This is a genomic window from Leptospira mtsangambouensis, from assembly GCF_004770475.1.
Taxonomy (GTDB): Bacteria; Spirochaetota; Leptospiria; order Leptospirales; family Leptospiraceae; genus Leptospira_A; species Leptospira_A mtsangambouensis.
Map to the genome: position 1 here is coordinate 930,641 of NZ_RQHK01000002.1, position 22,971 is coordinate 953,611.

Here is a 22,971-nt window from a genome sequence, read left to right on the forward strand (position 1 = left end):
GTTAAAGTGGTTTGATGATTGGCAGGGTGAAATACCAGGATGATCCCTCTTCATCTCTGTACATTTTACCTTTGTGTTCGATTACAATACTTTTGGTTACTTCTAAGGAATTGAATTGTGCAATTCCTTTCATCAAATCTTCTGCACCATTGTCTTTAATTTGAATGAGGATATGGCTTGATCCATCCTCTTCCACTTGTTTGAGTGTGACTAAGATCTTTCGACCAATCGAATCTTCTCTTGTATTGACACGAACACGTGCGTCTTGCATCAAATTGAGGAGGACTTGTTTGATCTTCTGTGGTTGGCAATAAGCAAGCGGAACATCTCCAAATTCAATTTCACATTGAATCCCTTCTTTTAAGAAATACTGGTGGAGAAAAGACCGAGTGTCATTGAGGATACTTCCTAAATTAGAATATGTCCATTGAGAAGAAGTTGATTGTGAATAAGAGACTAGGTTTTTTATGATTTTTGCAATTCGATCCGATTCTTCTGCGATTTTGGATGCTTTTTCTTCTAAGGAAAGATTGCCTATTTTTTTGGCTTCTAAAGATATCAAATCTGCCAAATTCAAAATAGAAGTGAGTGGATTATTGACTTCATGCGAGATTCCAGAAGCAACGAGGGCTATGGTTTCCCATTTTTGATTTTCAGCAAGCCTACTTTCAACATTTCGGATGTGTTTTTGGACTTGAGATTTATATATTGCCATTTCTACAGAAATATATAAATCACGACTGTTAAATGGTTTGATTAAATACCCAAAAGGTTCTGTGGCCTTTGCTCGGTTGATGGTAGCTTCGTCAGAATACGCAGTCAAATAAATGACAGGGATTTCCTTTGTTTTTTTTATTATCGTTGCGATTTCAATCCCATCCATGGGACCGTTTAACATAATATCCATTAACACTAGATCAAAATGTTCGTTTTCGATATGTTCGATTGCATCATTGGCATCAGAAACGTATTTAGCGTTGTATCCGTATTGTTTCAATGTAGAACAAATATTGATGGCAATGATTCTTTCATCCTCTACGACAAGGATTCTTTTAACGTCTGTTTCTTTCTCTGTTCCCACAACTGCTGTCATATCATTAAAACCGGATTCATCAATCAAATACAATAATAAGAGTTTGTCAACAGAATCCATACAACAAATCTCTGTATTGTGAATGAGGATTTAAACGAGGCTCAAAATTCAGTCATTTTATCCCCCCCAGGTCCCATCCTAGTTGTGGCGGGTGCTGGTACTGGAAAAACTAACACTCTTGTCAATAAATTGGCTTCCCTTGTTCAGAATGGATTTGATCCAAGTTCCCTTTTACTTTTAACTTTTACAAGGCGAGCAGCCAAAGAGATGTTACATCGTGCAGCAACAAAACTCGATTCACGTATGTTGTCTGTACAAGGTGGGACTTTCCATTCCTTTTGCCACCACTTCCTTCGGAAGTATTCCTTAGTTGTTTCCCTCAATTCAAATTTTACGATTTTAGATGAAGATGATGCCACAAGTCTTGTGGGGATGGCTAGAGATCAGGTTGTCACCAAACAAGTTCGATTTCCCAAAAAAGAAACTTTAGTTGAGATCTTTTCTAGTTGTTTCAACTTACAAATTTCTTTGGAAAAACTTCTACAAAAAGAATACCCTATGTTTCTTGGCTTAACAAAAGAAATCCAAGAAGTAAAAACGAAGTATATAGATCTCAAACTTAAACACAATTCATTGGATTTTGACGACTTACTTGATTTCACAAGAAAAATTTTAATGGAAGAAGAATCCATCCGAGAACGAGTTGGATTACAATATCAGTACATTTTGGTTGATGAATACCAAGATACAAATCGAATCCAAGCACATATCGCTTGTTTGCTTGCAAGTAAACACCAGAACATTCTCGTTGTGGGTGATGATGCACAATGTATTTATGGATTTCGCGGTGCCAATGTAAACAATATGTTGGATTTTCCAAAAATTTTCCCCAACACAAAAACCATTCATCTAACAGAAAACTATCGAAGTACTCAACCAATTTTGGATTTAGCAAATTCGGTTTTAGACCAAAGTAAAGAAAACTATAAAAAACATTTGGTTTCAAACAGACATTCTAGTTCCCAAAAACCAAAACATATAAAATTTGAATCTTCGGAAGAAGAAGCAAATTGGATAGTCGACCAAATTTTGGAATTATATGAAGATAAAACTCCCCTTTCGGAAATTGTTGTTCTTTTTCGTGCTGGTTATATTTCCAACCTTTTAGAAGTGAAACTCACAACAAAACAAATCCCTTTTCGAAAGTTTGGAGGAAAAAGATTTTTGGATTTAGCTCACGTAAAGGATTTACTCGCTTACCTCCGTATCATCGATAATCCCAAAGACATACTTTCCTGGAATCGGGTTTTACTTTTAGAAAAACATATCGGTAAAAAATATGCGCAGGTCCTTTATAAAAACATAGAAACAAATGAGTTCAGCTGGGAGTCCGTGTTTGAATCGCCAACATTTTTTTTAGGGATTCCTGAACAGGCAAAAATATCTTTTCAAAAACTAATCAAAGTATTTCAGTCTCAGAGTTTCAATTTAGGAAATAGTATGGCGATCGTCGAAGCGATTCTAACACATTATTTTCCGATTCTGGAAGAAGAGTATGATGACTTTGAGAAAAGAAAATTAGATTTAGAGTCCTTTAAAATTTTGAGTAAGTCCTCCCCGAATCTATCTGACTATTTGGCAAATTTGACTCTGGATCCAACCGAACGAATGGATACGAGTCCCCTTGATACCAAGGAAGATGATTTTTTAACCTTATCCACAATTCATTCAGCAAAGGGCCTCGAGTGGAAATATGTTTTCACTATGCAAGTTGTGGAAGGAAGTTTGCCTAGTTCTCGAATCAAAACAACACAAGAATTGGAAGAAGAAAGGCGATTGTTTTATGTGGCAATCACTAGAGCCAAACAAGGATTGTATTTAACATCACCGGTTTTTACTGATAAAAATCGATTAACAACGATCAGTCGGTTTTTGGTAGATTTGCCAAATTTATCAGAACTCGTCGAAGAAGAACATCCGATCGCTATTGAAAATCCAAAAGAAGTGCCAGAATCTAAGTTGGAAAACGACCGCTTCCAGGACATCCAACGATACTTTTTGAATTGATTTCTAAAAAATCTTCCTCTACTATGGGTCTCATATTTGGGGGACGTATGAATTTATCCTTTCGCCGCTTTCTTTGTGGAGTGTTTCTTTTACCAATGTATTTGGCCTGTGTGTCTCCTGATACAAAGGATGAACAAACAAACCAAGATCCTAAATCCACCACAAGGAATGCCAACCTGGAAGATCCAGAAAAGGGTGGGAAAAAATTTGGTTGTATCGAAGGGAATTGTGTCAACGGAACCGGTAAATATGTGTACGATAACGGTGATGTTTATACTGGATCATTTAAAAATGACTTAAGAGAAGGTTCAGGAAGTTTTCTTTATACAGATGGAGAAAAATTTAGCGGAACCTATTTAGAAGATAAAAAACAAGGTCCCGGTGAGTATCATTTTAAAAATGGGGATAAATACGTCGGTGAATTCCAAAACGGACAAATCAACGGCAAAGGTACTTATAGTTTCAAAGATGGAAAATCCGTTTCGGGTGACTTTACCTCCGATGGTCAGGAAGGAATTGGAGTTCTGACTGACGAAGGTAAGGCGAGGAATTGTAAAATCGCAGGAAGAAAACTTCTCTGCGAATAACAGTCAGTTTATAATTGGCAGTTGGGACGTTTTCCTTCTGCCTTTGCTTTTTCCCAAAGTGCCAAAGCATTTGGCATTGCTGCATTCAATTGTTTCATCCTAGTGGCATCAGATGGATGAGTTGATAACAATTCATTTGGTTTGTTTCCACCGAGAGTGCTCATATTTTTCCAAAGTTCAACACTTTGCCGTGGATCAAATCCAGATTTTGCCATCAGTTCCAAACCAATTAAATCAGCCTCGGATTCATGTTCTCTCGAAAATGGTAATAGGATTCCAAATTTAGCTCCCATCCCGAGTGCGCCTGCAACAGCCGGTTTTCCTAAACTTTCTAAAAGTTTCACAGATCCACCGGCAAGTTGGTTCTGTGAAACTCTTTCATTTCCATGACGAGCAATCACATGGCCTATTTCATGTCCAATTACGGCTGCTAGCTGGTCTTTGCTTTTAGATACAGAGAACATACCGGTGTGAACACCAATTTTTCCGCCAGGTAATGCAAATGCGTTAGGTGTATTGTCTTTGAATACAACAACTTCCCATGTATCTACTCCCGTTGTATCCGTGGTCACCGCTAACTCTGCGGATACAATACAATTGACATAGGCATTTGCTGTGGTAGAGGAATCGATTGGTGTTTTTGTCTTCATTTCTGAAAAGGCAGTTCCACCCATTTCATTCATTTCAGCATCTTTGACTAACAATATCTGTCTTCTTCCCGTGGGAGACGTGCTACAATGAATGAGGATGGGGATAACAAAAACTAAATTTAAAATTCGAATCATTACTTTTCCTGTTTTGAATAAAATTGATGAATAAAAGGGACAACTTCGTCGTTTCCAATGGGCTTTGATAACCAATATCCTTGGATTTTATCACATTCATAAGACTTAAGAAGTTCTAGCTGCTCAATCTCTTCAACGCCTTCCGCCACCACCGAATAACCGAGATCATGCGCCATGTTGATAATTGAAATTAGTAAAAAACTTTCTTTTGATCCTTCTTCCACATTATTCAAAAAGGATTTATCGATTTTAACGATGGAAAGCGGAAGTTTTTCTAGGTAAGAAAGAGAAGAAAAACCGGTTCCAAAATCATCCAGAGCAACCTTTACTCCTATATCAATAAGATTGGAAAGGATGGGAACAGTCTCTGCGAGGTTTTTCATCGCCAAACTCTCGGTGATTTCAACTTGTAAGGAGGTATAAGGAATCCCTCGACGATTGTGTAAATCAACAATCCAATGAAAAATATTCTGATCAAAAAATACTTGTGGGCTAAGATTCACAGCAATGGATATAGGAAGTCCTTGTTTGAGTTGTACTTCCTCGATGACATTGGCTGCTTGTTCTAAAACAAATTTTGTAATGGGAACAATCAAACCTGAATCTTCAGCCAAGGGAATAAATTCTCCCGGGGAAACCATTCCTCTTTGTGGGTGGCGCCAACGAACAAGAGCTTCCCAATGTCCGATTCTGTTTTCTTTAATATCCAAGATCGGTTGGTAAAAAACAAAAATTTCGTTATGGGTAAGGGCCTTTTTCAAATCATTCTGAATTTCCAATTGGAAATGGATTTTTTCCTGCATGGCCTGGTTGAATACTGATACAGTTCCTACCTTCTGCGATTTTGCATGAAACATTGCAATTTCTGCATTTCGCAAAAGTACGTCTGCATCTTTACCACCAAGTCCAAAGGCAGAAATTCCACAAGATGCTGTTAGATAAATTTCATATCCACCAAGGGGAATCGGATCACCTAGTCGTTCGAGTAGTCTCATCGCATAATTAATGCCTTCATCAATGGAGAGAAGATGAGTGATTAAAATCGAAAAGTTATCGGCACCAAGTCTTGTGATGATGGCATCCGTATCAGAAAATTGTTTTAAACGTTCTGAAAAAATAACAAGAATTTGGTCCCCTGCTTCATTTCCAAGAGAATGATTGATTCGTTTAAAATTATCAATATTGATGCAGAATAAAATAGGATATCCGGTGCTTTTTGTATTATAAGCAAAGATCTTTTGTTCTATTCTTGCAAGAAATAGTGCTCTATTGGGAAGTCCGGTAAGGCTATCATAAAATGCATCATGGGTTAATTGTTGTTCGGCAAGTTTTCGATCTGTAATATCATGGTGGATGGCTATGTATTGAAATACAGATCCATCTTGCCTTGTGAAAGGAACAATGGTTGTATCTGCCCAATAATCGCTTCCATCTTTTCGAATATTACGAATTTCCCCTCTCCAAACATTTCCCTTTTGAATGCCTTCCCAAATTTTGGCCCAATCTTCTTTTGTTTTGTCACTGGATTTCATAATCCTATGGTTTTGGCCAATGAGTTCTGATTTACCATACCCTGTGACTTTGGAAAAAGCATCGTTTACATAAGTGATAATACCATTGGCATCGGTAATGGAAACGATATTGGCTTGGTCAAGGGCGAATTTTTGAAGTTGGATTTCTTGTAATGATTGGTACAAAAAAGTTTCGGTAGTATTTTTTTCTTTCCTATATACAAGTTCCCGTCGTTCCCTTTCTAAAACTTCCGTTAGTCGTACCAAATTCTTTCTTTCAATGAGATCATTGACACCAGATTTCATATAACTTAAGTTTTTCGAGAATTCTTCGCTATCACTCAGAAGAATTACTGGGATATCGATTTTTTTGTCGTTTAAGTATTGTAAGTAAACTGGGATTTCCGAATGGAATGGTTCTCTCGTACTGCAGATGATTGCATCCCAGTCTTCTTCATGAACTGTAGCTTCCCAAGCCTGGAAAGTTTCGACCACTCGGTAAAGAGGACTGAGGCCATTGGCTTTCATCTCTCGCACAAGATCAAATACACTATTAGAATCGTTTTCGAGTATTAGAACGCTGATTGGACTGCCCATTGTAGTTGCCGGTAAGGCTTTCTCTCCCACTAAGAATTCGTATTTTTCCTAAAATCTCAACCTAAAAAAGATTCGAAAAAACTAGGATTTTTCGTCTGATACCGTAAGTGCATCCGAAAACTTTTGAAACTAATTATATCAAAAAAGAATCTTTAGAGCATGAACTAAGGAAATTACTCTTGGACATGAGTAATTTGGATTATAAGGGACTCAATGATTATGACAAGGGTGGTTACGATGGTTTCAACCAAGCAATTACCTTGGTTTTAAAAAAGTTACAAACCTAGGGTTTTTTCTAATCAAAATGGCAAATGCAACAAGTGAAACAAGTTTCCACAAAAATTCTTTACAAAATTGGCAAGTAAACAGATAGTATACGTGCCAGTAGGAAGTTCAATGAATTTCACAACAAAACAAGTTAAAAATCATACAGTTGTTACTCTAGAGGGTTCCCTCGATATTTATTCTGCACCCGCATTAAAAAAAGAACTCCATAAAATCATCGATGACGGGGCCGAGTCTGTAGCAATTGACATGGTCAACATCAAACTTTTGGATTCCTCTGGAATTGCCTTACTCGCCAACCTGCAAAAAAAGCTGAAGTCGGAAGAAGGACAGTTTTTTTTACTCAATGTGAGCCAAGATGTAATGGTGATTTTGAAACTTTCGAGTTTGGATAAGTTTTTTACTATTTTAGGTGGAGAGGCGGAACTTCCGTAAGGCCCCGGCTTCTCCTCTTTTTCATACTTTTTCAGAGCCGGAAAGATTTTACCTCTCCTCTAACCACCGGCTCTTCATTTGATTTTGGTTTTGTCCAATCCCCAGACCCATTCTGAATCCAGCGGTTGGATTCTCCTTGGATACCAGACCCAGTCACTAATTTGACAGGAATCCCTCGGTCGGCAGAAACCTGAACGGAAACCACAAGATCATAAGGGAGGTTCAGCCCAAAGGATCCGAGTTGGAGGGTGGCAAGATTTCCTTCGATTTTTACTTCCTCACAAATCACTTCCCTTCCATCTCTTAACTTAACTTTGAGTTTTAAGGGAGATTTCGAAATGTTTTTTTTCGCATCCGTTAGGTTTGGTTTTTCTTCAGTCAGTTTTGGTTTTGATTCATCGATTTCCGGAACAAGAGGAATTTTTTCCTCAGAAACAACCGCTGCTAGTTTGGTAGTTTCCCCTTTAGAATCTTCTAAAGATTCACGAATATTCTCTTTGATTTGATTCAGTTCTTTTGATTCTTCTTCTGAGAGATTGGATGCTGTTTCAGCTTTGAGAACCTTTTCTATGATCACGGGTTTTAAAACTAAACTCTTTCCTTCCTCTATATTTTCAGCTGCTTTTGTATCACCTAACTTTGTTGCCTCTTCTTTAGAAAAAGCTACAAGAGATTTGTTTTCTTGGTAAAAGTTACCAATTAGCAGCAAACGTCTGTTTGCTCGGATTGCTACTTCCTTGTTTTCTTTTTGTTTTACAAGTTGTATGTATTCTTTTACTGCATTTGAGGTTTTTCCAAGTTCTTCCATTGCCCGAGCTTTGACATAAGATTGGTCTTTGGTTAAAACCGGAAGAGTTTCTAAAGTTTTTAATGTTTCTTCGTAATCTCCACTTTGGAAAAGTGAGTAAGCTAACTCTTCAGGTGATTTTTTTTTGCTTTTGAGTTCTTCTTTTTTCTTTTCGCCCTCTTCTAAAAAACTAATTAGTAAACTCGCATTTTCAGCATAGTGGGTTCCAGGAAATAAATCAATGGCTTTGGTGAGTTTGACAAATGCTTTTTCTCTTTCGCCCATCATCACCAAACAATATCCATGGTGAAGGAGTGTGAATGCCATTTCATCAGATAAAGAAGAAGTAACGGAATCCTCTAATTCTTGGTATTTTTTAGATGCAATTGGATACTTTCTTGTCCTTTCCATATAAAAAGCAAACTGCAATCGAATGATGGTTTTTTGTTGTTCCTCTAATTCCAAGGCTGGCTTAAAATTTAAAAAACGGACTGAATTAATGACATAAAGACCAAATCGATCTTGCCAACTCATCTTTAAGTCAAGACCTTCTGTTTCCGAATTCATAATCCCTGATTCCAAGATATTGACTTTTACTTCAGTCATATAATCATCTTTGGAAAGAAACATTTGTTTGAGTCTCTCTCTTAAGGTTTGGGAAGAGAGTTCGTAGTTCATCAGTTGGTCCCGAAGAATTCCGAATCTTAACTCTTGTAATTTGACACTGACTATGGACTGTGAAGCCAATGCAAAAAAGAAAAACAGAATAAAGAAAAGAGAGAAAAAGAAAAACTTTTTCATTCCGGTACATCAAGGACAATCATTGTGACATCATCCTTATATTCCTCATGTTTTTCTTCAAGAAGTGCCATTGCCTTTTCAACAATTTCTGAGTTTGGTAAATGGATATTTTCTAAAACAACTTCCGTAAATCTTTCCAATCCAAAAAGTCCGCCTTCTTTGATTGGAGTTTCAACTACACCATCAGTATAAAGAATGATTTTATCTCCCGGTAGAACAGGGAAAGAATCTAAAGAATACTGAATATCATCACCCATACCGAGAGGGGGACCGGAACTATCAACATAAGTGATTTCTTTTGTTGATGGTCGAATGATAAACGGAGCGTTATGACCTGCATTCACAAATTTTACAACACCAGGTTCTTCGAAAACAACAAAGACTCCTGTTGCAAAAAAGGAAGCTTGGAGTCGATTGGCAATCACTTCACCAAGTTGGTTGATTGCTTGAATTGCTGAATGATTTTCTTTCATTATGGCTTGTAAAGACATCGCCATGACAACAGTTACAAGAGCTGCCGAAACACCATGTCCAGATGCATCTGCCAAAAAGAATCCATAATAATTGTTTTCTGGAAATTGAAAGTATTGGTACAAATCTCCAGATACTTCTCGCATTGGTCTGTATAATTTACCAATATTGAATTTTTTGAATTTTTTTACTGAAGGTAAAAATAACTCTTGTACTTCTTTTCCGATTTGTAGTTCTTGATTGATTTCTTCATTTAGCCGTGTAATGGTCGTTACTTTGTTTTGGATTTCTTCCGCCATTAAGTTAAATGACTTTCCTAAACTATCTAATTCGTCATTACTTCTAAAATCCCAAGTGACTCGAGATTCTAAATTACCAGTTGCCATTCCTTTTGAGGCGACTTCTAAAGATCCAACTCGTTTGAAAATGGCGCGGTAGACAAGAATGGCAAAAATAATATGAAATACAATTCCCCAAAGAACGGCATAACCCACTTGGATGTAGAGTTGTTTCAATCGATCCTGAATGGTGGATATATTGAAATGAGTGAAAAGAAAAACTTCTTTCGAATCAGAAAGACGAATCGGCAAAAGAAAGTTCACAGTAAAATCCGATTCATTTAGATCTAAACTATACCTTGCTTTGAATAGATTGCCTTCCTTATCAGAGGAAACTTCTTTGGTTTTTTTTAAAACATCTTCCGCAATTTCTTTGGTACCGGGTCCCGATTCTGGTTCGGAAAGGATGATTTTTCCCTCTGGATCAAAGATAGAAAATTTTGTAATTTCATACAATTTTAAGGTTTTGCGAAAAACTTCAAAACTTTCGTCTTTGGCACCTGAAAGTCCGATGGTTTGGATGTCGGCAAGAATGGTATTGGCAAGGTTTTCCGATTGGAATTGAAAGTTCTTGAGGAGTAAATCCGATTGATTTTCAAAAATCATCACCGTAAAAAAGATGATATTGAGTAAGGCAAGAAGGGAATAAAAGAGTCCAATCTTAAAGCGTAAGGAATTCGTCGTTTTGATTTTGCTTTTGTTCACGGCAATTACTTGTATTGTCGATAATTAAGTGATAGAAATCTATCACAAAATTGAGATTTTCCCATTGGATTTAGGCACCCACATATCATCCTTACGATGTTTACGGACAGTATTTCTAACCTTTCTGCTGTTTTTGAGTCTCTCCTCCCTTTTGGCGGATAAGATTCGTTTGAAATCAGGGGAAGTACTGAATGGAAAGGTTGTCAACGTTACCGCGACACACGTGGAATGGCAGGACCAGGGTAAACGTTATAAATTCCTGAATACAGAGGTTCTAGGAATTGATGTGGGCTATGACGGACTTCCGGCTTGTGCAGATTACAAAACCTTCGGTGTGGAAGACTGCGATTTGATCCTCACCAAATTGACAAAAACCAACGCTAGTTTTTCTAAAAAAAATAGCCCTTTGGAATTAGAAATCATTCCCATAAAAAAAATCTCCTCATTGAAAGTTCAGGCAGAATCGGATCTTCCGATGGAACGATACATCGAACTTGGGGCCAAAGGGAAATGGGTATTTGCAGGCAAAGAAATTTCAGGAAATTTCAAATCCTTGGAACGTGGTCGAATCATCATTGAGACCGATATAAAAACTCTTGAGTCTGTTGATATTTTGGATTTCCAATCTTTTGAAATTCAAAACAAATCGGTGATTGTAAAAGTTATTAAAGAAGAAACCCCAAAAGTCATTCCAGGTTATTCCCCCATCACCGAAAAAAGATATGGAAAAGCTGCATTTATTTTTGGCGGTGCATTCCTTTCCGGCTTAGGAATGTTATATGAGTACAATGCATCTGTCAATGCAATCAACAAAGATATCGAATACATCCCAACTAGTGATGGAAGAGTTTTTGTATTTGCGAATACATTAAGCACGGATCATTATGATTTTCATAGACAACGTTTCTTCATTTATTCTGTTGTCTTTACTTCAATCATCTCTTATAGTTTGATTGATAGTTTTTATTTAGGTCGAATGGAATCAAAAAAAGAAAATGCAACAGGTGTCTATCTAAAACCGTTATTGGATATGAAACCCAATGCCAACACAACTTATTTAGGAATTGGAAATCAGTTTAGGCCAAATGATAGTTTGTTTTACGGATTAAGTTTTGAATCCAAGTTTTAAGTGCCTTTAAGCCAAAGCCTTTCTTAAAAATAAATTTTTTAAATTCTGCCTCAAACGTAGGAAATGCCATTTAAAAAGAAAAGGGTATGGAATTTTATCTAGTTGGCACATGGCTCCACAATTCCCTTCTTCATTCTCCCTACACCAAAGAATGGTTCCCGAAAGACCTACAAAACAATCTAAACCAATCCAAAGGTCAAATTTAACTTTCGAATTTTCAGGAAACATCTGCGATGTGGGTAAGTAAAACATATTTGCATGGATGTGGAAAATAGCAGAATTTTCTTCAATGTTTCCTAAATGTAAATCAACGGAACTAAATAAAGGAACCGCTAACATTCGATCTCTAAAGAAATATGGATTCAAAATACCAGCAAAGAAAAACATAAGTGACAATACAATGGGATACATCACAAAAAGAGCAAAATAATCCTGCAGTCCAAGGTCTGGAAACTTAAAAGATATCCATTCTGGTGATTCAAATAACAAATAAATGGAAAAAATTCCCGGTACTAAAAAAAACGTAGTGATAATGGAATGGCGTAAGTTTGGGTATTGTAAAAGTTTAATCCCCGAAGTGGAAATATGTTTTTGTATATTTTGAATCCAACCTTCATGCCGATTGTGGCGGCTAAGAATTTCATACTCTTCCATACTCATATTCATTAGTTTCAGAATATGGCCTGGCACAAGGATTCTTGATTTAGCAATTGTTAGCTCAAGAATAAAAAACAAGGAAAGAATACAAAAAGGAAGAACAAAGAGTAAATCAATTTCTTGAAAAATAGAAAGATTATACAATCCATGAATCCCCACACAAAGAAAAAATCCGAATCCTAATTTTCCCCATTTAAAAATTGGGTTTTTATGAAATAAAAACATCATTAGGTAAGCACCAACGAGTCCCCCATTCATCATATGGATAGGAAGAGCTGTAATCGAACGAAGTACTTGTGACCAAAGCCCAGTATTAATAAAATACAAAATGTTTTCAACGAGACCGAATCCGCCACCTAACACCAATCCGTAAAATATTCCATCGGTAACAGTGAATTCATCTTGATTTTTTCTAAAAAATAAATAGATCCCGAGTAATTTTGCAAGTTCTTCTACAAAAGAAGATAGGATAAAGGAATTCCAATAAGGCCCCCCATTGGGTAGCAAATTTAATAAAAGTAATTGTAAGGCCAGGGCAATCCCTGCGCTAAAAATTGAAAAGGCAAAGGCAGTGTATTGTAAAAAGGACTCGGTAAACCTGTAAAAATGAAACCGGTAGAACGAGTAATAAAAACCCAGAGTTACTAAATTGATAAGGCAAATGACCAAACTTGGTATTGAAAATTGGTTGATCATTTGGTAAAATTAACGGCAGAAAAATCCTGAAAATCAATGAGAAATGTATGAGAAAATGGATTAAACCAAGCTTTTTACAGCCTTTCGTAAGCCCTCGATGGTTAGGGGAAACATAGGGACAACATCTTCAATTGCCTCGATGGTCGGAGCGCCCCAAAAACGTTTGGGTTCGGGATTGAGCCAAACCGATTCAGGGAAATAGCCTACCAATTCTTTTAGTGATTCTAGTCCACTTTTTGCTTTTCTTTGTTTTTCATCCGAGTTGGTAGAATGATACGCATAAGGATTGTAAGGTGTCCCCATTAGCTCATAAGGAGCCATATAGGCATCACCCACAAATATCAATTTAGTGTTTTTGCGAAACTTCTCTTCGAAATGTTTGAGAGAAATCCTTGTTTGAAATTCGTGGTTTTCGTATAAATATTCATGAAAGATATTATGAAAAAAATAATTATGAACTTCTTTGAAATGATAGAGTCCTCTGCTGGCACTGAATAGTTTACTCACTCGATCGGAATGCGGGGTCATACTTCCCCCAATGTCCATTATGAGTACGAGCCTAAGTGAATTTTTACGTTCTCTTTCTTCTACAAGTTCTATTTCACCTCCATTTTCACAGGTTCTATCAATCGTTTTATCAACATGTAGTTCTCTCCTTCCTTCTTTTTTTAAAAAACGGAGTTCTTTTAAAGCTAGTTGGATGGATCTTGTATCTAAAATTTCATCTTCTCTGTATGCTTTGTATTTTCTTTCATTCCACAAACTAACACCAGATCGATTCCCTTCTCCTTCTGTATTTCCTCCGATGGAAATTCCATTGGGATTATATCCAGAATTGCCAAAGGGTGAAGTGCCTGAAGTCCCTACCCATTTATTTCCGCCATCATGGCGTTCTTTCTGTTCTTCTAATCTTTTTTTGAGTTCTTCAATGACTTCTTCCATACTCATATGAGGAGCATTTTGTTTTTCCGCATCAGTTAAGTGTTTTGGAATATTTTCTTCCAACCATTCAAACAAGGTATCTCGAAATTGAATTCTTTGTTCTTTCCAAGAACCAAAGGTTTGGGAAAAGGCCAAATCATAACTATCAAAGTATTTTAAATCTTTGACAAAATTGAGTCGTCCTACTCGGTACAATTGGTCCAAACTCATATATCCAGAGGAGTCCGTTAACTTTCTTAATGTGGCAAGAAATGCAATCAACTCTCCTGTAGAGCAAGGAACAGATTCCCTTCTTAGATTGTAAAAAAAATCCAAAAACATATCAGTTTAAGTAAACCCGGTAATCCTCTTCCGATTTAAATAAAGTTCCTGCAAAAGGAATTTTACTCGATTCCAAAGTTTCTCCTGAAACTAGAAGGACTTGAATCCAGTCTAGGAGTTCACTAGTGGAAGGTTTTTTACGAAGGCTTTCAATTTTTCTTATCGAATAAAACATCGCCAATGCTTTTTCCATAAATTCTGTTTCAATCGAAGGATAATGTGCGCGGATGATCTCTTTCATTGCTTCCCGTTTTGGAAATTCAATGTAATGAAAAATACATCTTCGTAAAAAAGCATCTGGTAGTTCCTTTTCATTATTCGATGTGATGATGACAATTGGTCTTTCTTTTGCGATGATATGTTCTTTGGTTTCCGGAATAAAAAATTCCATTTTGTCTAATTCCAAAAGTAAATCGTTAGGAAACTCAATGTCTGCTTTATCTATTTCATCAATGAGAACCACCGCTTTGTGAGATTGTGAAAATGCTTCCCCCAAAGCACCAAGCCGGATGTAGTTTTTGACATCCCGAACTCGGAGCATGGCCTCTTCTTCTGGAAACCGCGAGTCATTCAGCCGCGAAACCGCATCATAAAAATATAGTCCTTCTTTGGCTAGACTTGTGGATTTGACATGCCAGCGATAGAATGGAAGTTTTTTGGTCTCGGAAAGGAAACTTGCAAGGAGTGTCTTTCCAGTTCCAGGTTCTCCTTTGAGGAGGAGTGGTCGCTTTGTAATTTCCGCAACTTGGACTGCTTCTTTTAGATCTTCGGACAGGATATAATCAGCCATGGTGTACCTTTTGGACTCCAATCTTTTCAGAAAAACAGGGGAATCCACTAAAAATTGCTTTTTGTAAGAAATTGAATTCCCATATTGAGGAATTGGAACGATAGTAAATTATGGGCGATTTTGATAATACGAAACGGGCAATTGGCGTAGGGAAACTGGATGATTCTGCAAGAAAGGATATGTTCAATAAGTTTGTCAATGCCGGCGGGGAGATCATAAAGGAAAAACAACCGCCAAAAGAAGACGACACAAAAAAAAGTCGCCCGGAACCTAAGGTGCGCCAAAGCACAGTTTCTCGTGGTGATGACAGCCGTTCGGGAAGTCGCGGGAATAACCAAAACAAATCCGATTCAGGGAACACAAAGTCCCAAGCAGATTCCAAAGCACAATATGAAAAAGAGATTAGTAGTTTTTCTGCTCGGTTTGGAATCAAACTGAAATGTTGGCTTGCGCGAGTCACTTCCTTTGGTTCCAGTGATCTCACTCCGAAGTTTATGCACGACTTTAGTATACGCGCAAAACAAGCATTAATTGAGTTGCAGTACAGCGGAAATGAACTTTTAGCCAACCAACAATATTCTCCACAACTGAGTAAAGCACTCGATAAAATTAATCCCCTACTTGTCGAATTACTCGCCATGGGTCAAAAACTATACAATGGACCTGAATTAACAGACATTACAGACCCAATCATGGTAGCACCGGAGTCTCCTGTCGCCATTGAACGAGTCAAAAATCCTATATACGCTCTTTTTAAAAGGATGTATATTCTTTATCCTTACCAAGAGACTTTGAAAAAATCTTTTGTCCAAGCATACGATGAGTTACAAAAATTAGAGGGAAAACCTTCTCTGATTTATGCGAATAAAAAACGTAAAGTAACACAAGAAATCGACAACCTATTTGAAGGTTTTTTTGACAGATTGTATCTTGTAATCCTTCGGGCAGAAAATAAAAATATCCCACTGATTTCTCGTTATATGGAAAATCTCCTTGGGATTAACCCAGAAGATCGCCCTGGACAAAGAAAATCAGGTGAAAACGTTCCTGGTGGAAAAGAATTAGAATCTAAGGATACAAAAAAAGAAGAAGAGAATAAAGACGAGGATAAAAAAGAAGAAGAAATCCCTCTTTCGAAAGAACAAGCGTATGGACTTCGTTTGATGCAGATGTATTCTATTCCGAAACTTCGTAAAAAGTTTGATCCGAAAAATGAATACGCCAACATTCCGGATTCAGACAAAGCGTTACTTGCTCTGTTTTATTTTTATGAATTTGATGATGAATATTCCTTTGTGATGACCACAAAAAAAATTGATATCAAACCTGGCTCTGTCAATGGAGTGAAGGTGGACTATCGTCAAAAGATGTTGGATATCTATGAAGGCACAAGAACCATTATTGACCAATTCCGAATTTATAATGACATTCTTAGAGAATTAGAAAAACACAAAGCAAACCCTGGCGCTAATTATATTGAAGCCTCAAAAAAATTAACTGGGATTGAACAAAAACGGACAGGACAATCGAGAACAGTTCGTTTGGCGATTAAAGAATTCAGCTTAAAATCTAGAGATTCCCTCCTTGTGCTCATCAAAGATATGAAGGGCAAAAAGGAAATCGTCGCAAACATGAATGATGTTTTAACTTTGGATTCCATGGAGTCTCGAAAAAGACTCAATAAAAAACCAGTGAAACAATGTATCATGGAATCTTATTGTTATTTGATGGCTTTGTATGATCGCTTAGAAACAGGAGATTTGTTTGGTGGGCTTGTGGAACTTACTCCAGATCAAATGAAATCTTCTTTCGGCGTAGATTTAGGAAACGGACCCGTAGAATCTAGTGGAACAGAACTTGCTGATTTGGATAAAGAAACAAATGATACAGAAAGTACGGGTGCAAGCGAAGATTCAACAAATGAAGAAAATGACAGTTCTGATGATCCTTTAGATGATGACATATTACCATCGGGGAATCCTTTTTAATGGCAGTCATCAAAATCGCAATTTATCAAAAGAACTTACACAAACGGATTAGCCCAGAGGAAATTGCCAAAATCCAACAAACTAAGGCGCATTTTTTAATTTTACCAGAAGGTTTTCCTCACTTCTTTCAAAGTGAGTCTCCTGAAAATGCTGCGAATCACGAAAAAGAATACCAAGACCATCTATTAGAAATCTCTGAAAGTTTCTCAGGAGTCATTTTGGGAGGAACTCATTACCGCAAAAATGAGGAAGGAGTATTGGTTTCAGCACTTCCGATTCTCCAATCCTTAGTTCTCGTTGATTTTTATGAAAAAAAATCTCCTTCTTCTTCGAAAGAACCAGGTGTGAAGGAAGGAAAAACTGAATCTATTTTCATTATGGGTGGACTTCGGTTTGGGCTTCTTGTCGGAGAAGATTTGGAAAAAAAATCCATTTGGGAAGAATTTAAAAAAGAAGACATCGAAATTATTTTTTACCTATCTTCAGCAGAACAAACACGTTCTTATGAAGAAGATCTAACTTACTTTGAAGCACTTGCAAAAGAAAAATCAGTTCATTTCATCCGTGTTTGTGGACCATCAGAAGGAAAACCTGCAAGAAGTTTATATGCATCACCTTCGGGAATCAATTGGAAAGTGGGAAAAGTAGAAGAAGACAAAGATGTATTAAAAACTTTGTCTGTGAATGTGATGAGAAGTTATCTGTTATAATCGTATTTGATTTGGGACAAAATTATAAATGGTTTGTCCCAAATTTGCTTCGTTTTTCTAAATTATTTTTTATCTAACTCTTTCCAATCCATTGTAAGTAAAAGAATTACGATTCCAATCGAAACGCAGGAGTCTGCGACATTGAACGCAGGCCAACGGTCGAACAGTAAAAAGTTTGGCCACTCAAAATCTAAAAAGTCAACAACACCGATGTACTCAATTCCTGGTTTTTCAGGAGTGAATCCAAATCGAAACCCTTCTCCCGGAATTTTGACAAAAAATTTATCTAAAAAGTTTCCGAATGCACCTGCCATAACAAAGTTCCAACCCCAGGCGTTTCCCAAATCAGCATTTTGCCAACGGTAGAAAATAAGAAAGACAATCGCAAATCCAGTAGCAAACAAAGAAGGAAGCGCATTGTCTTGGAAAAGACCGAACACAAACCCTGTATTAAATGTTAATGACAATCTAAAGAAATCACCTAACACAGGAATACTTTCATGAGCTAACATTTTTGTAATGATGATGTATTTAGTGATCAGGTCTAAAAAAAGACCAAACAGAACAAAAGCCAAGTATCCAGGTTTAAAGACAGAAAAAAAAGGAGTTTTAGGTAGATTCATAAATTAGAGAGGTTCCGTTTATTTTTGTTTCCAATAACTTAGACTTGATTTGGCTAAAGACCAAAAACTAAGTCCTGATAGTATATAAAATAATATGCTCGGTTCTTTCCAGAATTTTTCCGAATAATACATTCCGAAAAAGAAAAATATCGATCCTAATGCTCCAAAGGTGAATATTTCCTTGAGCCTTAGCTCCTCTTTTCTGGATGAATCAGGGGTTTGGAATTCGCCTCTGTTCCATTTATATAAAAACTCATTTAATTCCTTCGGTAAGGAAAAAAGACTCGTAATGAACTCTTCCCCTTCATCTTTCCAAAGTTTTTTTAAGGAACTTCCTTTCAGAACGATTTGAGAAAAGGGTTTTTCTGCATAATCAATCATGGAACGCGTCGGATCCAGATAAGAGGAATTTCCAAGTAAAAGGGCCAGAACACGGTGGAGGCTCAGGAAATTTGGAGGAAGTTTTAGGCTAGAAAGCAAACGTTTCAAACTTACTTGAATTTCTTTTAGAAAACGGAGGTCTTCGGCGGGCCTTAGTGTATCAAAGCTGATATTACGAAAATGATCTGTCGAATCAAGGATACGGTTTAGTTTTTCAAGTGAGTATTTGACAATTTGGATGAGTTCTTCTTTTGATAAGGATTCTGTAACAGCACCTAATTCGAATAAGGATTCTGAAATCAAATGATAATCTTTTCGCATTGCACCGATTAAAATTCTTTCTAAAATACGTGTTTCTTCTTCGGAGATGGACTGGACTGCACCGAAATCAATAAAACAAAGTTCCCCTGTTTCCATAAAGATTAAATTTCCAGGATGTGGATCTGCATGAAAAAATCGATACTCAAAGATCATGAGTATATAAGCACGAATTAATTTTTCTAAATTGGGATTCTTCTTTGTGTAGGAATCTAAAGGTTCAATTTCATAGATTTTTTTCCCCTCCACAAATTCTGTCACCAATGTATGTTTGTTGCATAGTTCTTCAATGGGAGTTGGAAAGAAAAAATCTTTTTCCAAAGCAAATAATTGTTTAGTATATTTTAGATTTTTTAACTCACTTCGAAGGTCAAGTTCCGAACGTATCATTGTGTTTAATTGTTCATTCACTTCTTTGGCTGAAACTTTAAAAACAAACCTATCAATAAGCCAAATCACCCTAGAAATAGTCTTTAAATCGCGAATGGCATCTTCTTCAATTTTTGGATAGAGAGTTTTGATCGCTACTTTTTTGCCATTATAATATCCGATATGAACTTGGGCTGTGGATGCACTTGCGTATGAAGATTTATTTAAATCCGTAAAAATCGTTTCCATGGATTTCCCATAGTCATTTAACCAACGTTCGTTGATTTTTTCAAATTCTCTAGGTGGGATTTTGTCCTGCAAATCCTGAAGTTCCCATAAAAATTCTTCTGGTAGTATATGGAATAAATTGCTGACAAATTGGCCAATTTTGATATATACACCACCCATTGCAAAAAAAAGATGTTTTGTTTCTTTGCCTTTTGATTTAAGAAAGTGAATGCGGATGGATTCATATTTGGGTTCTGAATAAAATTTCTTTTTGAATTTTGTCAAAAATAGATATTCTATCCAGGTTTTGATCACAAATAGATAAATCGAAGCGGACCTATGTTTTTTAGAGTTCATTATTTTCGCCTGTAAATTGATTCTATCAAGTTTAAAATCTCGATGTTATCAGAAAGAGTTCCTTCCATTCTTTGTTTTTTTCCTTGGATCACTTGATTTATTTCTTCATAAATTCCAATGAAGGCATTTGCTGTTTCAGGTTTTGGGAATTGTTTGGGAACAAAAGGAACCAAACTCTGAAACCCTTGGTATAACTGCGAAGGTACTGATTGAAAGAAGGAAAATCCATCATTCGAACAAATGATTCGATTTCTACTAGTATGAATGTCTAGTTCGAATTGAAAGTAGTCTCGTCCACCTGATACATCTAAAAATACTTCTACACCGGTTTGGTTCTGAAACCAAGCAACAGCTCGTGTTTCCACCGAATTTTTATATGGCCTTTCCAGTTTGGAATGGAGTAATTTAGGTTTTCCAATCAACCAGTGGATCAAATCAACAGCATGGGTTCCGTCATGAAGCAATGGACCTCCACCTAACTTAGAAAAAGCAAGGCCCGGATTTTTGGCAGATGTGAAAACGGATGCTCGAATGGATTTGAGTTCGCCAAACACTCCCTTGGTGAGTTGGTCTTTCACAAATTGGTAACTGGGATGATAACGTCTTTCATGGTTGATCCAAATCCTTGTGTTGTGCTTTATTGCCAACTGATGGATCTTCTTTGCTCCGATTTCAGATAGAGCCACAGGTTTTTCGATGAGTAAGTTGGGAATTCCCGATTGGACACAATGAATGGCCCAATCTTCATGGTACGAACTGGGGGTCGAAATGACGGCTAAATCGATAGAGGATTCGAAAGAAGTTTTCCTGGGATCATTTGGCACTAGTTTTGCGTCCTGATTCCATTGGGATTGGAAAGATTCGCATTTTTTGGGGTCGGAATCATATCCAAGAAGAAACGAAAACCGTTTTTTGCCCCATTCGGATTGTAAAACACCCATATGGGTACAAGGTTTTTTACGAAATGGATCCCTTTCCAAACCGGAACAAATCCGTCCTAGACCGATCAGGATGGTTTTGATTTTGGATCGTTTCATTTATCTTTTTCTTCCAAATCTTTCTTTCTGAAAGAAACTGGCGTAGAAGCTATGATCGCACCATTTGAATATTCCCTGTCAACTATTCTAAGTTTGTTTTCCAAAGACTGGCACTGGGAACAAACAGAGAATCCTACTTTCCAATGGATCACCACCTCCTCTGTGGAAACAAAAGACCGGACATTATTTGTTCCTCTGCGGGGAACAAGAGATGGACATGAATTTATCTCTGATGCCTTAGCGAAAGGTGCTTTGGCCTTCCTTTGCGAAAAAAATCATCCGATTTTAAAAACTCTTTCCGAATCCGAAAGGAACCGAGCCATCTTAGTTCCCGATTGTTTGGTGGCACTCGGAAAACTTGCAAATTATCACAGAAATCGATTCCAACCCATTGTTCTTGCGATCACAGGTTCATCCGGAAAAACAACAACCAAGGATTTGTTAGGTGGTTTGTTTGGATTTTTAAATTCAAAAACTCTTGTAGTGACAGAAAAAAATTATAATAATGAAATTGGATTACCATTTACTTTATTTCGAATCACAGAAAAAACTCGAGTTGTCATCTGTGAACTTGGGATGAACCACAGAGGTGAAATTGTTAGACTTTCTCATATTGCAGAACCCACACATGCACTTATCACCAATATTGGTTCCGCTCATATTGAAAATCTCAAATCAAGACAAACAATCGCAGAGGAAAAGATAGATATCATCCAAGGTATGCGTCCCCACTCTGTTTTATTTGTACCAGATGATCTGGAATTTTTAAGCCGAGTAAAACTCAGAACGAAACAAAAAAATACCAAACTCATCGTTTGGAATCATAAAAAGAAACCAAACTTAAAAACAATCCAAGTAAAACCGAATGGATTTCAACTGGAATGGAATGGCCAAAAGGTGGATTGGAAACTACCTGGAGAAAAACTTTTAAGCAATGTACGCGGAATGCTTGCAGTTGGTATACATTTCCAAATAAATCCTCATCAAATTTTAAAAACAATAGAAACTTATAAAAGTCCCGACAAACGATTGAATATCAATCGAGGATATTATACGATCATTGATGATTGTTACAACGCAAACCCTGAATCAATGCTTTCAAGCATCGGAGCGACAGGCCAGTTCGCGGAAAATAAGAATGTAGTCTGGATCCTTGGTTCAATGAAAGAACTTGGAAAGTTTTCAAAATATTACCATGAAGAGGTTGGCAAAGAAATCCAAAAAATCGGAAAAGGAATCTTACTAGGGTTTGGCGAAGAAACAAAGCCAATGGTAAAAAAAGTTCCGAATGCCCGATGTTTTCTAGATGTGGAAGAACTCATTCAGTTCGTAAAAACAAACGTGCCAAAAAAATCTGTTTTGCTCGTAAAGGGTTCAAGGTCTATGAAAATGGAACGAATTGTTATGGCCTTGGAAACATTTAAGGGTTGATCCAGAATTGGCTTTTCCTAGATTACACGTATGCCTACAAATCTACCTAAAGTAGCTGTGATTATGGGTTCTCATTCCGATTGGGAAACCATGAAAGAAGCTTGTGATATTTTGTCAGAGTTCGGAGTTCCTTATGAAAAGGAAATTGTGTCCGCTCATCGTTCTCCAGAACGAATGGTAGAATTTGCTAAATCGGCAAAACAAAATGGTTTTGGTGTGATCATTGCTGGTGCTGGTGGTGCTGCTCATTTACCGGGAATGACGGCTTCCCTTACTACCTTGCCCGTGTTAGGTGTTCCAGTTCAATCCAAGGCTTTGAACGGAATGGATAGTCTTCTTTCTATCGTTCAAATGCCGAAAGGTGTACCTGTTGCCACTCTTGCCATCGGAACCAGTGGTGCCGCAAATGCTGGTTTATTAGCAGTTCGAATTCTCTCTCTTTTGGACCAAACATTACATACAAAGTTAGAGTCTTATGCGGATACAAATCGAAAGTTAGCTCTTTCGAAAAATGACCAACTTATCTAAAGAG

Annotated in this window: 20 protein-coding genes; 9 read left to right on the top strand and 11 right to left on the bottom strand. The window is 37.0% G+C overall.

Annotated elements, in window-relative coordinates; all coding sequences use genetic code 11:
- Nucleotide 1: 1 nt before the first annotated feature.
- Entirely contained in the window at nt 2-1,093 is a 1,092-nt protein-coding gene (locus EHR01_RS04240; protein WP_135693898.1) for a response regulator, read from the bottom strand.
- 78 nt (nt 1,094-1,171) lie between these two features.
- Here EHR01_RS04240 and EHR01_RS04245 point away from each other — a divergent pair, with 78 nt between their 5' ends.
- Together EHR01_RS04245 and EHR01_RS04250 are read left to right on the top strand one after the other, a co-directional pair.
- Nucleotides 1,172-3,160 (top strand): ATP-dependent helicase, encoded by a 1,989-nt coding sequence (locus EHR01_RS04245; RefSeq protein ID WP_135693374.1) that lies wholly within the window; start codon nt 1,172-1,174, stop codon nt 3,158-3,160.
- A gap of 47 nt (nt 3,161-3,207) precedes the next feature.
- Nucleotides 3,208-3,747 carry an MORN repeat-containing protein gene (locus tag EHR01_RS04250; protein WP_135693376.1) on the top strand — a complete coding sequence of 180 codons (540 nt, stop codon included), beginning with the start codon at nt 3,208-3,210 and terminating at the stop codon, nt 3,745-3,747.
- An 8-nt stretch (nt 3,748-3,755) separates the two neighbouring features.
- On the opposite strand, the gene EHR01_RS04255 is transcribed toward EHR01_RS04250, so the two are convergent.
- Both EHR01_RS04255 and EHR01_RS04260 read right to left on the bottom strand, forming a co-directional pair.
- Nucleotides 3,756-4,532, bottom strand: coding sequence for a M48 family metallopeptidase (locus EHR01_RS04255; RefSeq protein ID WP_135693378.1), 777 nt, complete (start codon nt 4,530-4,532; stop codon nt 3,756-3,758).
- Entirely contained in the window at nt 4,532-6,640 is a 2,109-nt protein-coding gene (locus tag EHR01_RS04260) for an EAL domain-containing protein (protein WP_135693899.1), read from the bottom strand. The genes EHR01_RS04255 and EHR01_RS04260 overlap by 1 nt, the downstream gene beginning before the upstream one ends.
- 107 nt (nt 6,641-6,747) lie before the next feature.
- Between EHR01_RS04260 and EHR01_RS04265 the strand changes: the two genes are divergently transcribed.
- Both EHR01_RS04265 and EHR01_RS04270 read left to right on the top strand, forming a co-directional pair.
- Nucleotides 6,748-6,927 carry a hypothetical protein gene (locus EHR01_RS04265; protein ID WP_135693379.1) on the top strand — a complete coding sequence of 60 codons (180 nt, stop codon included), beginning with the start codon at nt 6,748-6,750 and terminating at the stop codon, nt 6,925-6,927.
- 109 nt (nt 6,928-7,036) lie between these two features.
- Entirely contained in the window at nt 7,037-7,360 is a 324-nt protein-coding gene (locus EHR01_RS04270; RefSeq protein ID WP_020777405.1) for an STAS domain-containing protein, read from the top strand.
- 31 nt (nt 7,361-7,391) lie between these two features.
- On the opposite strand, the gene EHR01_RS04275 is transcribed toward EHR01_RS04270, so the two are convergent.
- Nucleotides 7,392-8,948, bottom strand: a complete 1,557-nt coding sequence (locus EHR01_RS04275; protein WP_135693381.1) for a tetratricopeptide repeat protein — start codon at nt 8,946-8,948, stop codon at nt 7,392-7,394.
- Nucleotides 8,945-10,462 carry a SpoIIE family protein phosphatase gene (locus tag EHR01_RS04280; RefSeq protein ID WP_135693383.1) on the bottom strand — a complete coding sequence of 506 codons (1,518 nt, stop codon included), beginning with the start codon at nt 10,460-10,462 and terminating at the stop codon, nt 8,945-8,947. Before EHR01_RS04280 ends, EHR01_RS04275 begins: the two co-directional genes overlap by 4 nt.
- Nucleotides 10,463-10,490: 28 nt before the next feature.
- Between EHR01_RS04280 and EHR01_RS04285 the strand changes: the two genes are divergently transcribed.
- Nucleotides 10,491-11,591 (top strand): LB_137 family protein, encoded by a 1,101-nt coding sequence (locus tag EHR01_RS04285; RefSeq protein ID WP_425269971.1) that lies wholly within the window; start codon nt 10,491-10,493, stop codon nt 11,589-11,591.
- Nucleotides 11,592-11,597: 6 nt separating this feature from the next.
- Here the strand turns inward: EHR01_RS04285 and EHR01_RS04290 are convergent, their stop codons facing one another.
- The 3 genes from EHR01_RS04290 to EHR01_RS04300 all read right to left on the bottom strand — a co-directional run bounded on the left by EHR01_RS04290 (nt 11,598) and on the right by EHR01_RS04300 (nt 14,997).
- Nucleotides 11,598-12,944, bottom strand: a complete 1,347-nt coding sequence (locus tag EHR01_RS04290; RefSeq protein WP_135693387.1) for a PrsW family glutamic-type intramembrane protease — start codon at nt 12,942-12,944, stop codon at nt 11,598-11,600.
- A gap of 60 nt (nt 12,945-13,004) precedes the next feature.
- Complete coding sequence (locus EHR01_RS04295; RefSeq protein ID WP_244309973.1) at nt 13,005-14,147, bottom strand: hypothetical protein; 1,143 nt, start codon at nt 14,145-14,147, stop codon at nt 13,005-13,007.
- A gap of 61 nt (nt 14,148-14,208) precedes the next feature.
- Nucleotides 14,209-14,997, bottom strand: coding sequence for an AAA family ATPase (locus tag EHR01_RS04300; RefSeq protein WP_135693392.1), 789 nt, complete (start codon nt 14,995-14,997; stop codon nt 14,209-14,211).
- Between the two features lie 110 nt (nt 14,998-15,107).
- On the opposite strand from EHR01_RS04300, the gene EHR01_RS04305 reads away from it, so the two are divergent.
- Nucleotides 15,108-16,985 (top strand): hypothetical protein, encoded by a 1,878-nt coding sequence (locus EHR01_RS04305; RefSeq protein WP_135693394.1) that lies wholly within the window; start codon nt 15,108-15,110, stop codon nt 16,983-16,985.
- A complete protein-coding gene (locus tag EHR01_RS04310) occupies nt 16,985-17,695 on the top strand; it encodes an amidohydrolase (protein ID WP_135693396.1) in 711 nt (236 codons plus the stop codon). Before EHR01_RS04305 ends, EHR01_RS04310 begins: the two co-directional genes overlap by 1 nt.
- Before the next feature lie 62 nt (nt 17,696-17,757).
- Here EHR01_RS04310 and EHR01_RS04315 read toward each other — a convergent pair whose 3' ends face one another.
- From EHR01_RS04315 to EHR01_RS04325, 3 genes are read right to left on the bottom strand one after another with little or no spacing between them, the layout of a single operon-like run.
- Nucleotides 17,758-18,318: a lipoprotein signal peptidase gene (locus EHR01_RS04315; protein WP_135693398.1), complete on the bottom strand. Its 561-nt coding sequence runs from the start codon at nt 18,316-18,318 to the stop codon at nt 17,758-17,760.
- Between the two features lie 18 nt (nt 18,319-18,336).
- The gene (locus tag EHR01_RS04320) at nt 18,337-19,971 is read right to left on the bottom strand and encodes an ABC1 kinase family protein (protein WP_135693400.1); all 1,635 of its coding nucleotides are present in this window, start codon (nt 19,969-19,971) and stop codon (nt 18,337-18,339) included.
- Nucleotides 19,971-21,008: a Gfo/Idh/MocA family protein gene (locus tag EHR01_RS04325; protein WP_135693402.1), complete on the bottom strand. Its 1,038-nt coding sequence runs from the start codon at nt 21,006-21,008 to the stop codon at nt 19,971-19,973. Before EHR01_RS04325 ends, EHR01_RS04320 begins: the two co-directional genes overlap by 1 nt.
- A 51-nt stretch (nt 21,009-21,059) precedes the next feature.
- Between EHR01_RS04325 and EHR01_RS04330 the strand changes: the two genes are divergently transcribed.
- Both EHR01_RS04330 and purE read left to right on the top strand, forming a co-directional pair.
- Nucleotides 21,060-22,439 carry a UDP-N-acetylmuramoyl-tripeptide--D-alanyl-D-alanine ligase gene (locus tag EHR01_RS04330; protein WP_135693404.1) on the top strand — a complete coding sequence of 460 codons (1,380 nt, stop codon included), beginning with the start codon at nt 21,060-21,062 and terminating at the stop codon, nt 22,437-22,439.
- A 30-nt stretch (nt 22,440-22,469) separates the two neighbouring features.
- The gene (gene purE / locus EHR01_RS04335) at nt 22,470-22,967 is read left to right on the top strand and encodes a 5-(carboxyamino)imidazole ribonucleotide mutase (protein WP_135693406.1); all 498 of its coding nucleotides are present in this window, start codon (nt 22,470-22,472) and stop codon (nt 22,965-22,967) included.
- Nucleotides 22,968-22,971 lie beyond the last annotated feature (4 nt).